Origin of the sequence: Rhodothalassium salexigens DSM 2132, assembly GCF_004341375.1 — a bacterium.
Taxonomy (GTDB): Bacteria; Pseudomonadota; Alphaproteobacteria; order Sphingomonadales; family Rhodothalassiaceae; genus Rhodothalassium; species Rhodothalassium salexigens.
Genome location: NZ_SLXO01000001.1, coordinates 78,219 through 91,892, shown reverse-complemented (window position 1 = coordinate 91,892; position 13,674 = coordinate 78,219). Strand labels below are relative to the sequence as shown.

Sequence of the window (13,674 nt, the reverse complement as noted above, 5' to 3'; positions counted from 1 at the left end):
TCTAATACGACTCTAGCGGCAGCGGCGTTAACCCTTCCCTAAAACGCGAACGGCCGGACCCGTCGCCGGGCCCGGCCGCTTGCGTGCTGGCGACGCGAAGCGCCTATTCGGCCGCCTGAGCGTAGGGTGCCGGCGGTTCGTAGCGCAGCACCGGCTTGCGTGCCGCCGCCGTCTCGTCCAGCCGCTTCAAGGGCGCAAAGCGCGGCGCCTGGTCGAACCGCTCGGTCTCGCCCGCCTTGGCAGCCTCGGCGAGCTTGGTCATGGCGAACACGAACTCGTCGAGAGAGCGGCGCGACTCGGTCTCGGTGGGCTCGATCAGCATCGCCCCCGACGCGACCAGCGGGAAGTACATGGTCATCGGGTGGAAGCCCTCGTCGATCAGCGCCTTGGCAAAGCCCAGCGTGTCGACGCCGGTGCCCTTGAGGAACCGGTCGTCGAACAGCACCTCGTGCATGGGCCGCGCCTTGTAGGTGCGGGTCATCGCCTTGTCGAGCCCGGCGGCCACATAGTTGGCGTTCAACACCGCATCCTCGGCGACCAGGCGCAGGCCGTCGCGGCCGTGGCTCATCAGATAGGCGAGCGCGCGGGTGAACATGCCCATCTGGCCGTGGAACGCGGTCATGCGCCCGAAGGCGGTGTTGCCGTCGCGCACCGTCGCCTTGAGGCGCAAGCCGCCGCCGACCGCCTTTTCCACCCACGGCACCGGCGCGAACGGCGCCAGGGCCTCGGACAGCACCGTCGGCCCCGAGCCCGGCCCGCCGCCGCCATGGGGCGTCGAGCAGGTCTTGTGCAGATTGAAGTGCATGGCGTCGATGCCCAGGTCGCCCGGTCGGACCTTGCCGATCAAGGCGTTGAAGTTGGCGCCGTCGCAGTAGAAATAGCCGCCCGCTTCGTGGACCGCCGCGGCGATCTCCTGGATATCCTTCTCGAACAGCCCGCAGGTGTTGGGGTTGGTCAGCATGATCGCCGCCACGTCCGGGCCAAGCTGCGCCTTGAGCGCCGCCACATCGACCCGGCCATCCTCGGTGCTCGCCAGGGTCTTGACCTGGAACCCGCAGAACACCGCGGTCGCGGGGTTGGTGCCATGGGCCGATTCCGGCACCAGCACGGTCCGGCGTTGCTCGCCGCGGTGCTCAAGCGCGGCCCGGATCGCCATCATGCCGCACAATTCGCCATGCGCGCCGGCCTTGGGGCTCATGGCGATCGCCGCCATGTTGGTCAGCTTGCACAGCCAATCGGCCAGCGTGTCGATCACTTCGAGCGCGCCCTGCACGGTGCGCTCGGGCTGCATCGGGTGAATGTCGGCGAAACCGGGCAGCCGGGCGATCTTTTCGTTGAGCCGCGGATTGTGCTTCATGGTGCACGAGCCGAGCGGGAACAGCCCGGTGTCGATGCCATAATTCTTCTGGCTCAGCCGGGTGTAGTGGCGCACCACATGGGGCTCGGACAGGCCGGTAAGCCCCATGGGCTCGGTGCGCTCGAAGCCGCCGAGCGCGGTCTCGAAGTCGCCGGGGTCTTCAAGGTCGACGCCGGTGACCGCCGGCGAGCCGATCTCGAAGATCAGCCCCTCGTCGCGTTCCAGCGCCTTGTGGCCGGTGAAGGTGGCGGGGCCGGCAGCCGTATCGCCGCCGGTCGCCGCCTCGGGCACGCCGGTGGGGCGTCCTTGTCGGTTCATGGTCATGCCAGCGCCTCCCTCAGTTCGCGGGCCAGGGTCTCCATATCGTCGCGGGTCACGGTCTCGGTCACCGCCACCAGCAACAGCTCGTCCACATCATCGCGCTTGGTCAGCAGGCGCGACACCGGCACGCCGCCGAGCACGTCACGCTCCACCAGTGCCTCGACGATGTAGGCGGCGTCGCGGCGCAGGCGCAGGGTGAACTCGTTGAAGAAGGTCTCGTTCAACACCTCGACGCCGGGCACGCCGGCCAGCAGGTCGCGCAACTCGACCGCCTTGCGGTGGTTGAGCATGGCCAGCTTGCGCAAGCCCACCTCGCCGAGCAGCGACAGATGGGTGGTGAAGGCGAGCGCACAGAGCCCGGAATTGGTGCAGATGTTGGACGTGGCCTTTTCGCGCCGGATATGCTGTTCGCGGGTCGACAGCGTCAGCACGAAACCGCGCCGGCCGTCGGCGTCGCGCGCCTCGCCGGCGACCCGGCCGGGCATCTGGCGAACATATTTCTGCCGGGTGCCGAACAGGCCCAGATAGGGGCCGCCGAAATTGAGCCCGTTGCCGAGCGACTGGCCCTCGGCGACGACGATGTCGGCGCCCTGGTCGCCCGGCGGCGTGATCGCGCCCAGGCTGACCACCTCGGTGACCACGGCGATCAACAGCGCCTTCTTGGCGTGCGCCGCCTCGGCGATGCGCTTGAGGTCGAGCAGATGGCCGAACATATTCGGGCTCTGCACCACCACACACGACGTCTCGTCGTCGATCTGGTCGATGATCGCCTGGGTTTCGGCGTCGGGGTCGGCCGGTTCGGGCTCCAGATAGGTCACCGCGTCGTCGGTGAACCGGGTCACCGTGCCGACCACATCGGCATAGTGGCCGTGCAGCCCGCCGGCCATCACCGCCTTCTTGCGCCGGGTGATGCGCCGGGCCATCAGCACCGCTTCGGCGGTCGCCGTCGAGCCGTCCCACATGGAGGCATTGGCCACCTCGGTGCCCAAAAGCGTCGCCACCTGGGTCTGAAACTCGAACAGATATTGCAGCGTGCCCTGGCTGATTTCCGGCTGATAGGGCGTGTAGGCGGTGAGGAACTCGCCGCGCTGGATTACATAGTCGACGGTTGCCGGCACATGGTGGCGATAGGCCCCAGCGCCGCAGAAGAACGGCACCGAGCCGGCGTCCACATTCTTCGCCGCCAGCCGCGCCATGGCGCGCTCGACCTGCATTTCCGACTGGTGGTCCGGCAGGTCGATATCGGCATTGAGCGCGTTGGCCGGCACATCCTCGAACAAGGCGTCCACATGGTCAACGCCGAGGGCCGCCAGCATCTCGCGCCGGTCTTCCTGCGTATGGGGCAGATATCGCATGAAACGCTCCTAGTCGCTGGTCAGGTCCTTGTAGGCGTCTTCGCCCATCAGGTCCGACAGATCGCCCTTGTCGTTGATCTTGATCTTGAAGAACCAACCGTCGTCTTCGGGCGACGCGTTCACCTTGCCCGGCTCTTCCCCCAAAACCTCGTTGACGGCGATAATGGTGCCGCTCACCGGGGCGTAGATCTCGCTCGCCGCCTTGACCGATTCCACCACGGCCACCTCGTCGCCCTTGGCGAATTCGGCGTCCACCTCGGGCAGTTCGACAAAGACCACGTCGCCGAGTTGTTCCTGGGCGTGGGTGGTGATCCCCACCGTGCCTTCGTCACCGTCGACCTTGATCCATTCGTGATCTTTGGAAAAATAGATTTCGGTCACCTGGGCCTCCCCTATTCCGACCGTTGCGTTCAAAAGAAAAATTGTCTGCCGTTACAGCAATTTAGCCGCGCACATAGCGGTGTGCGACAAACGGCGTCGCAGCCACCCGCGCAGGGTGCACCTTGCCGCGCACCTTCAGCCCCACCGGCGTATCCACGGCGGCGAAGTCGGGCCGCACATAGCCCATGGCCACCGGCCCGCCGACGCTGGGCGCGAAGCTGCCGCTGGTCACCCGACCGATGGTCTGGCCCTGGTCGTCGACGATTTCGCTGCCCTCGCGCGCGATCGTCCGCCCCTCGGGCCGCAGCCCCACGCGGCGCCGGGTGATGCCCTCTTCCATCTGCCGGCGGATCACCGTGAAGCCCGGAAAGCCGCCGGTTTCGCGGCGCTTCTTGCCGATCGCCCAGACCAGGTCGGCCTCGACCGGCGTGGTCGCCTCGTCGAGATCGTGGCCATAGAGGCATAGTCCGGCTTCCAGGCGCAGGCTGTCGCGCGCGCCAAGCCCCACGGGCTTGACGGAATCATGCGCCAACAGCGCCTCGACGAACGCCTCGATGGCGGCGTTGGGGACCGAAATTTCGAAGCCGTCTTCGCCGGTGTAGCCCGAACGGGTCAGCAACAGGTCGTGTTCGCGCCATTCGGCGCGGCTCGCCTGCATGAAGGTCAGGTCCTCGATACCCGCGACCTGGCCCGCCAGCGCCTCGGCCGCGCGCGGCCCCTGAAGCGCCACCAGGCCGCGATCGGTCAGCGGGTCGAGCCGCGCCTGACCGTCGAGCGCGGCGGCGATATGGGCGAAGTCGGTGTCCTTGCACGCCGCGTTGACCACCAGATAGAGCGTCTCGGCGTCGAGCCGGGTCACCATCAGGTCGTCGCGAATGCCGCCCTCGTCGTTGAGCAGCAGGGTGTAGCGGGTCCGCCCGGGCTTGAGCGTCGCCATCGCACCGGGCACCAGCGCTTCGAGCGCCGCGCCGGGGTCGCGACCGTCAAGGCCGGTCAGCGTCGCCTGGCCCATATGGCCCACGTCGAACAGGCCGGCGGCCTTGCGGGTGTGGGTGTGTTCGCCCAACACGCCGTCATACTGGACCGGCATGTGATAGCCGGCGAACGGCACCATCTTGGCGCCGAGGCGCTCATGCAAACTGTGAAGTTGGGTCGTCTTAAGCGCACTCTGGGTCATAAGGGTCCCATCGCCAGAAGGGTTCGTACCGGTCGTTTCGCAATGCCGGTTCCCCCTCTGTCATGGGACCTGAGAGATTGCGCAGCCCGCCCCTGATCGGACCGGCCGCTTACCCCTTCGGTGGGATGCCGGGTGTCCCGACATCCGCTTTCCAGAGTGCCCTCGGTCGGCGGTCCTTCCGCCTGAGAGTTTCCGGGGAGGTTGCTCCTTCGGCGCCGAGGCATGGCATGGCGCCACCCCCGATCTCTCCCACCAACCGAGCGCCCGTCTGATCTGCCGACGGGCGAAGCAATAGGCGCAAGTATAGATGCTACAAATTGTGAGTCAATCGCACGAACGCCGCCGCGCCAAAAACGTCCCCGTCTTAGCGCAGTTCATTATAGGCGACCGCCGCCGGGTCCATTTGGAAGCCGATCAGCAATTCATAATCGTAGCGCCGGGTGCGCTCGATATCGTCGATCACCTGGCGCACGGTTTCGCGGCTGCCGGCGCGCGGCGCGTCGGGGTCGAGGATGAAGGTCACCTCATAGGTTTTTTTGGCGGCGATGACGCTGTTGTCGCGCAGCAGCACCACATAATAGGGCAGCGTCACCTCCACCGGGCCGTCAAGCGCCGGCCCGCCGCGCACCGAGACGTCGAAGCTGACCACGCTTTCCACCTGGGTGTCCTGGTTGCAGGTCAGTTCCAGGTTGGACAGCATGGCGTCGAACACCACCTGGTCGGCGGTCAGGTCGTCGCCGGCGAACTCGACCCAGTTGGCGGTCTCGTCCACGAAGGCCGCCGCCGGACAGCGCTGGATGGTCACCTCCAGCGGGTTGCGGTTGGCCCCGCATCCGGCCAGCACGGCGGTGAGGATCGACAGAAGAAGCAGGCGCCGCGGCGCAAAAATGGTCGGCATCACTTGGTTCGTCACTCCGGTCGGGACCGCGTGGGTCCGGCGCGGGAAAGGGCTTGAGCACCCGGCGGGCGAACCCCGCCGGCGCGCGACGCCGGCAACCCTAGTGGGTCGAACCGGGCGCGGCAACCGCGCCGATCAGAAACGCAGCCGCACGCCGCCGCTGACCAGCCGGGGCTGGCCGAACGTCACCGTGCCGTCGCCGGCGCGGCGCGTCTCGATCGCGGCGTCGAACAGGTTTTCCACCGCCACGAACAGATCCAGCCCCGGCGCCACGCGATAGTCGCCGCGCAGGTCGACCAGGGTCGCCGGCGCCAGCCGCCGGGTGTTGCGGTCGTCGTCGAAGCGCGCGGTCTCGTGGCGCGCGGTCAGGTTGAGCCGCAGCGGCGTCCAGGGCCGCCAGTCCACCGCCCCGGTCAGCGTGTGGCGGGGCGACTGGGCGACCCGGTTGCCGACCAACTCCGGGCGGACCTGAAAGGCGGCGATGCGGGCGTGGACGAACTGGTAGCCGAGCCGGACATCGAGCACCGCCGACAGCGCGACCCGGGCCGCGGTCTCGACACCGTCGGCCACGATGCGGTCGATGTTGCGGCGCTGGCTCAGGCTGCCGCCCGCCGGCACGAAGCCGGTGGGCGGGAACACGCCGGGCCCTTGGGCGATCGTCACATTGCCGACCGCGCCGTCGAGCCGGTTGCGGAAATAGCCCGCCTCCAGCCGCAGCGTCGGCAAGGGCTGCCAGTCGACGCCCGCCTCGGCGCCGTAGAGCCGCTCGGCGTCGAGGCCCGGATTGGCCTCGGTGATGTCGTTGCCGACCCGGAACGGGCGAAAATATTCGTTGATCGTCGGCACCCGGAAGCCCGTATAGGCGCCGGCGCGCAGGTCGAGCGCCGGGGTGAGCCCATAGACCGCGCCGACGCGGCCGTTCAGCGTCACCGCGTCGCGCGCGGCGATGGCGTCGTCGCGCAGCACCAGGGCGGTGGCTAGGTCGGTCTCGCGGCGCACACCGTCGAACACCCGCCAGTGGTCGAGCCGGACGCCGGCGGTCAGGTCCAGGCGCTCGCCGGGCGCGGCGCCATATTCCGCCCAGGTGCCGACGAACAATTGCTCGCCCCCGGCCAGCCGCCGGCGGGTGAAGCCGTCGCCCAGATTGCGGAACCGCTCGTTGGTCTCGCCGTCCTGGTAGCGCAGGTCGACGCCCCATTCCATGGTGTCGCCGCCCAACAAAGCGTCGCCGAGCGGCCAGCGCGCCTTGGCCAAGAGCCCCGCGCCGCGGCCCGGCACGTCGAACTGGTCGAGCACCTGACGCACGCCCGAGCCGGTGGCGATCGCGAAGGTCTGGGCGAAATCGCGGGTGCGGTAATAGGCGGTGACTTCAGCGCGCGGCCCGGCCGTGGGCGCGTGGACCAGGCGCAGCGAGGCGTCGAGCGCGCGGGTGTCGTTGACCTCGGCGCGAAAGCCGTTGTTGCGCGCCTCGTCGTACCAGCGCAGGCCCGCCGACAGCTCGGTGTCGGGGCCGAACGGCACGGCGAGCCGGGCGTCGACCACGCCGATGCGGCTGGCGGCGGGCCGGTCGGCGGGGCTGCGGTCGGCGCCGCGCAACTGGTGATAACCGGCGCTGTCGAAATAGCGCCCCGAGACGGTCAGGGCGGCGCGCCCGAGCCCCAGCGTCGAGCGCGCCGAGACGTCGACGGTGGCGAAACCGCCGCCGCGCGCCTCGATGGCGCCGGTGCCGGGCTCGGGCGCGCGCGAGGCGAGCCGGATGGTGCCGGCCAGCGCCTGATTGCCATAGCCCCCGGCGCCGCCGCCGCGCACCACCTCGACCGCGCCGAGCGCCTGCGGGTCGAGCGCCGACCAATAGACCCAGCCGCCGAACGGGTCGTTGAGCGGCACGCCGTCGAGCAGCACCAGGGTGCGCCCGGCGCCATTGGGCCCGATGCCGCGCAGGCTGACGCCCTGGGTGGTGGGGTTGGCGACCAGCGACGACTGGCGCCGGAACAACGAGAAGCCGGCCACCGCCTGGCTCAGAATGTCGTCGAGGCGCAGCGACGGCGACCGGGCGAGCGCGTCACCGGCGAGGCGGGTCAGGGGAAAGGCGCGCGCGCCGGCCGGCCGGTCGAGGCGGGGTGCTGTCACCTCCAGCGTCTCGACCGGCTGGTCGGGCCCGGCGGGCAAACTGTCGGGCACGCTGTGGGGCGCACTGTCCGGGGCGGCCGCCCGGGTCGGCGGGGCCCCGAGCGTCACAGCCCCAAGCGCCACGGCGACCAGCGCGGCGCCGCCTTCTCGCGCCCGCCGCCGGCGACCGCCAGAACGGTCAAGATCGGCCATCGCTGCGGGCATGGCCGGGCGCTCAGTCCAGCCCGGCGCGCGCCTCGGCGACCGCCTCGGGCGTCACCGGTTCGGCGTCGTCGACCCCGGCCAGATCGCCGCGCACATAGCGCAGCAGCCGCGCGACCTCGGCGTCGGACAAGTGGCGAAACGACGGCATCACATTGTTATAGGCGCGCGCGGTGTCCGGCAGGTCGGCGGTGCCCTGCAACACATAGGCGGCAAGCGTTCGCGGCTCGGCCGCCACCAGGACCGAGTCCAGCAGCGACGGCTGGAAATTCGGCACGCCGCCACCGTCGAACTGGTGGCAGGACTGGCAGTGGGTTTCATAAAGCGCACGGCCCGAGGCGGCGGCGTCGGCTTGCGCCGGCCCGGCCACGCTCAACCCCGCCAAGCCCAACCCGGCCACGCCCAGCCCGGCCGCCAGCGCCAAACCAGCACCGAGCGCGGCGCCGCGGGCGCCCTCAGCGGTCATAAGCGATCTTCCAGATCGTGCCGCCCTGGTCGTCGGCCACGTAGAGCGCGCCGTCGGGGCCGATGGCTAGCCCGGTCGGCCGGTGGGCGGCGTTGCGCGGCGAGCGCAGCGGCTCGCGGCCCTTGAAACCGTCGGCGAACACTTCCGGCGCGCCCACGCGCTCGCCGTCGGCCGACACCGGTACGAACACCACGTTATAGCCGCGCTGGGGCAAGGGCGCCCGGTTCCACGAGCCGTGATAGGCGATGAACAGCCCGCCCCGGTAGCGCTCGGGGAACGCTTGGGCGGTGTAGACGATCAGGTCGTTGGGCGCCCAATGGCCCGGGATCGTCGCCACCGGCTCGGCATAGCGGCCGGGCTCGGCGGTCGTTTCGCCGTCGCCGCCATATTCGGGCGCCACCATGCGCCGGCCCTTTTCATGGTCGTAATAGGTGTAGGGCCAGCCATAGTCGCCGCCTTCGACCAGGCGGTGGACCTCCTCCGACGGCAATTCGGCATTCTGTTCCACCGTATAGAGGTCGGGGAACAGCCGGTGCAGGTCGTCGCGCCCGTGCGAGGCGAAGAAAAGCCGGTCGGCGCCGGGGTGATAGGCGAGCCCCATGGCGTTGCGGGTGCCGGTGGCGAAGCGCCGGTCGGTGGTGTGGCGCTGGCCGGTGGCCTCGGCGTCATAGCGCCAGATGCCGCCGGCGCGGTCGAGCTGCGGGCACGGGTCGAGCCCGGGGCTGCCCGGCGTGCGCATGCGCTCCTGACAGGCATTGGACGGCGCACCGACGCTGACATAGAGATGGCCTTGGGCGTCGAAGGCGATGGGCTTGACCGCGTGCTGGCTTTGTTCGTCGAAGCCGCCGACGATCACCTCGCCCGCGCCCGCCGGCAAGCCGGTTTCCGGGTCGAGCGTGTAGCGCCGGATCGCCGTATCGGTGCCGTAATAAAGCCGGCCCCGATAAAGCGCGATGCCGGTGCCCTGCAGGTCGGCACCGGTGAACGTCGCCTCGCGGGTGCCGTCGCCGTCAGGGTCGCGCAGGACCACCAGCCCGCCGTCGCCCGCCGCGCACGACCGCCGCATCATGGCGCCATAGATGGTGCCGTCCTCGTGCACGGCGATGTGGCGCACGCAGCCGAGCCCCTGGGCCACGGGCGTGATGGTGAAGCCCTCGGGCACCGAGACCTCGACGCCGTCGGCGGTCTGGTCCGGCGCCTGTGCCAGCGCCGGTGCGGCGCACAACAGCGCCGTCGCCGCGCCCAAGGCGGCGGTCAAGCGGGTAAAGCCGGTCATGCGATCCTCCCTTAACGATCGGGTGTGCCGGCCCGCCCTGCCCTAGATCAACGCACGACCTCTAGTCCAGCAGGCGGGCCACGAACGCCAGGCCGCGCGCCCGGGCGTCGTCGTCCTCCATGGTCTCGACCACCGACACCGCAGGCTGCGCCGAGCCGGCCTCGACCAGCGCCATGACCAGGGCGAAGCGCGCCTCGTCGCGGGTGTAGGGCTGGTCGAGCTTGTCCAGATGGTCGCGCGCGGTGCGGTCGGCATAGGTGGCGAGCGCGCGCCGCGCCGCCGCGCTGCGGTCCAGCCGGGCTAGGCGTCGGGCGAAGCGGGTGCGCACGTCGACGCTGTCGATTTGTTCGGCCAGGTCGAGGGCGGCGTCATAAGCGCCGCCGCGCGCCGCCGCGATGGCCACGTCGCTCAGCGCATAATCGCGCTCATAGTCGCTGCGCACCTTGTCGAGCGCCCGCCGCGCCGCCGTCATATGGGTCTCGTGGGCCGCCCGGTCGTCGAGCGCCAGGTCGAGCACCGCTAAGTCGGCCAGCAGCCGGGCGCGCGCATGGCTCGGCATCGACCGGCCCAGATCCTGTTCCACCTCGGCGGCGAGCGCGCGGGCCGCCTCGGCCTCGCCGAAGCGGGCCCGGGCGGCGGCGAGCCGGATGCGCCCGGCGAGGCGGAACCGGCTCATGGGCGCCGCGTCGACCAGCCGCGCGGCGGTGTCGAGCGCCGCGCGGGCGCCGGCGCCGCCGGCCTCGGCCGCGGTGAGGATTTCGGCCACCTGGAGCGCGTACTCCTGCGCCACCGCGCCGACCTCGATCCGGTCGAGCATGGCGGCGGCGCGGTCGGCGCGGCCGGCCTCCACCAACGCCACGGCGATGCGCCCGAAGGCGCGCGCGCGCAGAACCTGGTCTTCGATGGCGGCGGCGGTGTCGGCGGCGGCCTCGGCGGCGCCGATCTTGGCCTCGATCTCGGCCACGTCGACCAGCCGGGTGTCGACGGCGAAGCCGATGCCGATGTCGCGCGCCTCGGACTTGGCCACCGACACGGTGCGCTCGGCACGGGCCTGGTCGCCCACCGCGTGCAGCGTGTCGGCCACCGACAGCAGCACCTTGGAGCGGTCGATGGACAAGGTCTCGGCCGCCGTGACCATCAAGGCGGCGCGCAGGGCGCAGGCCTGGCTCGGCCGGTCGAGACACTGGCGCAGCGCCGCCATGCTCTGGCGGGTGCGCTCGCGCATCACCGCGCGCGGATCGCGGCGGTCCTCGGTCGCCGCCTCGGCCGCGCCGGCCGCCGGAATGCCGGCCGCCGTCATGGCCGCCGCAGAGCCGACCACGACAGCCGCCCTGGGCGCTGACGCAGACGCAAACGCCCCCGCAGAGGGGGTCGCAGATCGGGCGTCGAGCGACGCGGCCGGCGGGACCCCCAGCACCGCCCATGCGACGCCGAAGGTGAGACCGAGGGTCAATTTGTTGCGAATCATAGCTGTTCTTCTACGCTTTGCGGCACGCCTTGGCCACCCCCCGCACGAGCGCCCGGGTCTCGCCGTCGGCCACGCCGTCGAGCCGATCGGGGCGAAACCGGCGCTGGAACGCGGTCACCACCGCCACGGTCTGCGCCCCATAGCGCCCGTCGACCGACAGCGCATAGCCGATCGCCGCCAAGTCGCCCTGAAGCGCCCGCACCGCCGACCCGCCGCAGCCCGCCCCCAGGCACGCAGCCGCGGCCTTGTCGACCGCTGGCCCCGTGGCCTCGGCCGGCCCCGCCCCCTCGGCCGGCCCCGCCAGGGCCAGACCAGCGGCGGCCAGCCGCCACCAGGGAAAGTGCTCGCCCGGGTCGGCCTTGCGCGCCGGCGCCACGTCGGCATGGCCGACCACGCGCGCCGGCGGGATCGCCCGGCGCGCGCAAATGTCGCCGACCAGTGCGACCACCGCGTCGACCTGGACCGCGGGATAGGTCGGCAGACCAAAGTCGTGGCCGCCATTGACGATCTCGATGCCAATGGATCGGCTATTGATGTCCGCTTCGCCGGCCCAATGGGCATGGCCCGCGTGCCAGGCGCGGCGCTGTTCGTCGACCAGCCGGCGGATGGCACCGTCTTCGTCGACCAGATAGTGCGCCGAGACCTGGGCCGCCGGGTCGCATAGCCGGTCGAGCGCCGCCGCCGCGCTGGCCATGCCGGTATAATGCAGCACGATCATGTCGGGGGCGGTTCCCCCCCGGCGCGGCCCGTGGTTGGGCGACGGATGATCGACGATGGCAGGCAGCGGCAATCGCGACGGCAGCGGATCGGCGCCCATGTCAGGTCTCGTCTTGGCCGAGCCGGCGACCGCCGGGCGGGGCGACGGCGGCCGCCGCCGCCGCGGCCCGTCGCGCCTGGCGTTGCTGGCGATAGCGAAGGCGATTGCGCAGGGTGATCAGCCCGACGCCCGAGATGGTCACCAGCCCGCCAACCACCGCGCGCCAGGTCAACGCTTCGTCGGCCAGCCAGACGGCGAAGGCGGTGGCGAACACCGGCATCATCAGCATATAGGGCGACACCGTGGTCACCGCGTAGCGCTGGAACAGATAGGTCATGCCCACATGGCCGACGATGGTCGCCGCCACCGCGCCGTAGAGCAGCCCGCCCCAGGCCGCCCAGCCGGCGTTCTGCACGGCGGCGATCTGACCGGTCTCGGCGACCCAGGACACCAGCAGCGACCCCGGCACCGCCATCGCCGCCACCCATGCCTGCACGGTCATCGCCGACACGCCGACCAGCTTGCGCAACAGATTGGCCGACAGCCCATAGGCGAAGGCCGACCCCAGGATCAGCCCCATGGCGACCACATTGTCGAAGCCGGCGGGGTCGAGGCCGATCAGCAGCACGCCGGCGAACGACAAAGCGATGCCCAGCGTGCGCCACAGACCGATGCGCTCGCCGAACGCCAACACCGCCAGCAGCGTGGCGAACGGCACATTGGTCTGGGCGGCGACGATCACCGGCGCCAGATCCACGGTGCGGCTCATGGCCACGAAGACCAACCCGAAATGCACCACGCCAAGCACCAGCGCCACGCCGATCAGCCGCGCCATGCGCCCCGGCACCGGACGCAGAAACGGCGCCAGCAGCACCAGCACGATGGCAAAGCGGATGGCGTTGGCGAACACCGGCGGCAGGTCGGCCACCACCTGAAGCACGACGACGAAATTGAGCCCCCACACAATGGCGATCAGGATCACCAGGGCCAAGTGGACCGGCCGCATCAGGCCAGCCCGCGCTGGGTTCGGATCCGGTCGTAAGCCTCGTTGATGGCGGCGAGACGCTGGGTGGCCACGGTGGTGAACTCCTTGGGCACGCCTTGGGCGACCAGACGGTCGGGGTGGTTCTCCTTGACCAGACGGCGATAGGCCCGCTTGATCTCGTCGTCGCTGAGATCGGGCGACAGACCCAGGATCACATAAGGGTTGCTGCGTTCGCGGCCCGTATGGCGCGCGACGATGCGATCGAAATCCGCCTGGTCGAAGCCGAAAATTCCGGCCACGGTGCTCAGATAGTCCATTTCACTCGGATGCAAGACCCCGTCGGCCGTGGCGATCATGAACAGGGCGTCCAGCAGGTCTTCCAGCACCACCGAATTGCCCTCGAACAGGCTGGCCACCTGGCCCGCATAGGCTTCGAACCCGGCGGTATCCTGACGCGCCAGATTGTACACCCGCTGGACGTTGCGCACTTCGTGGGGCGGCACCTGGAACAATTGCTGGAACGCGGCGGTTTCGTCCTCGGTCACCTCGCCGTCGGCCTTGGCCATCTTGGCCGCCAACGCGATCACGCCGATGGTGAACGAGATCTTGCGCGTGGCGCTCTCGTCGCCGGCGTCGGCCTCGCCCATGGTGGCGCGCGCGCCGGCGTCGAACACATGGCCGACAACCAGCCCGGCCAGACCGCCCAACGGACCGCCCAGGATCAGCCCGGCTGCGCTGCCGACGATTTTTCCCCAAACCGACATGCGCTTGTCCTTAGCATAAGTCCAGCATGTGCATAACCTTTTCGCCCGCCCCGTTTGGCTCGCGCGGGCCTTGGGGGTGCCCCGGCCAGCCGTCGCCCATCCGTCCGACACCGCCACCAACCGCCCGCCCGGAACCAT

12 protein-coding genes and 2 riboswitches are annotated in these 13,674 nt (G+C 70.3%); all 12 genes read right to left on the bottom strand.

Going from position 1 to position 13,674, the window contains the following annotated elements:
• Nucleotides 1-103: 103 nt before the first annotated feature.
• Entirely contained in the window at nt 104-1,681 is a 1,578-nt protein-coding gene (gene gcvPB, locus EV659_RS00425) for an aminomethyl-transferring glycine dehydrogenase subunit GcvPB (protein WP_132706463.1), read from the bottom strand.
• Nucleotides 1,678-3,033, bottom strand: a complete 1,356-nt coding sequence (gene gcvPA / locus EV659_RS00420; RefSeq protein WP_132706461.1) for an aminomethyl-transferring glycine dehydrogenase subunit GcvPA — start codon at nt 3,031-3,033, stop codon at nt 1,678-1,680. Before gcvPA ends, gcvPB begins: the two co-directional genes overlap by 4 nt.
• A gap of 9 nt (nt 3,034-3,042) precedes the next feature.
• Nucleotides 3,043-3,414, bottom strand: coding sequence for a glycine cleavage system protein GcvH (gcvH, locus tag EV659_RS00415; RefSeq protein ID WP_132706459.1), 372 nt, complete (start codon nt 3,412-3,414; stop codon nt 3,043-3,045).
• 61 nt (nt 3,415-3,475) lie between these two features.
• Entirely contained in the window at nt 3,476-4,591 is a 1,116-nt protein-coding gene (gene gcvT, locus EV659_RS00410; protein ID WP_132706457.1) for a glycine cleavage system aminomethyltransferase GcvT, read from the bottom strand.
• 53 nt (nt 4,592-4,644) lie between these two features.
• Nucleotides 4,645-4,750, bottom strand: a riboswitch (glycine riboswitch).
• 1 nt (nt 4,751) lies between these two features.
• A riboswitch (glycine riboswitch) is annotated at nt 4,752-4,853 on the bottom strand.
• Nucleotides 4,854-4,955: 102 nt separating this feature from the next.
• Complete coding sequence (locus EV659_RS00405; protein WP_132706455.1) at nt 4,956-5,489, bottom strand: hypothetical protein; 534 nt, start codon at nt 5,487-5,489, stop codon at nt 4,956-4,958.
• Nucleotides 5,490-5,624: 135 nt separating this feature from the next.
• Entirely contained in the window at nt 5,625-7,670 is a 2,046-nt protein-coding gene (locus tag EV659_RS00400; protein WP_165878625.1) for a TonB-dependent receptor, read from the bottom strand.
• Between the two features lie 163 nt (nt 7,671-7,833).
• Nucleotides 7,834-8,286, bottom strand: a complete 453-nt coding sequence (locus EV659_RS00395) for a c-type cytochrome (protein WP_132706451.1) — start codon at nt 8,284-8,286, stop codon at nt 7,834-7,836.
• Complete coding sequence (locus tag EV659_RS00390) at nt 8,276-9,562, bottom strand: PQQ-dependent sugar dehydrogenase (RefSeq protein WP_132706449.1); 1,287 nt, start codon at nt 9,560-9,562, stop codon at nt 8,276-8,278. The genes EV659_RS00395 and EV659_RS00390 overlap by 11 nt, the downstream gene beginning before the upstream one ends.
• 61 nt (nt 9,563-9,623) lie before the next feature.
• Nucleotides 9,624-10,883, bottom strand: a complete 1,260-nt coding sequence (locus tag EV659_RS00385; protein WP_132706448.1) for a hypothetical protein — start codon at nt 10,881-10,883, stop codon at nt 9,624-9,626.
• A 157-nt stretch (nt 10,884-11,040) separates the two neighbouring features.
• Nucleotides 11,041-11,847, bottom strand: coding sequence for an N-acetylmuramoyl-L-alanine amidase (locus EV659_RS00380; RefSeq protein ID WP_132706446.1), 807 nt, complete (start codon nt 11,845-11,847; stop codon nt 11,041-11,043).
• Between the two features lies 1 nt (nt 11,848).
• Nucleotides 11,849-12,793 carry a DMT family transporter gene (locus tag EV659_RS00375; RefSeq protein ID WP_132706444.1) on the bottom strand — a complete coding sequence of 315 codons (945 nt, stop codon included), beginning with the start codon at nt 12,791-12,793 and terminating at the stop codon, nt 11,849-11,851.
• Entirely contained in the window at nt 12,793-13,536 is a 744-nt protein-coding gene (locus tag EV659_RS00370) for a TerB family tellurite resistance protein (protein WP_132706442.1), read from the bottom strand. Before EV659_RS00370 ends, EV659_RS00375 begins: the two co-directional genes overlap by 1 nt.
• Nucleotides 13,537-13,674 lie beyond the last annotated feature (138 nt).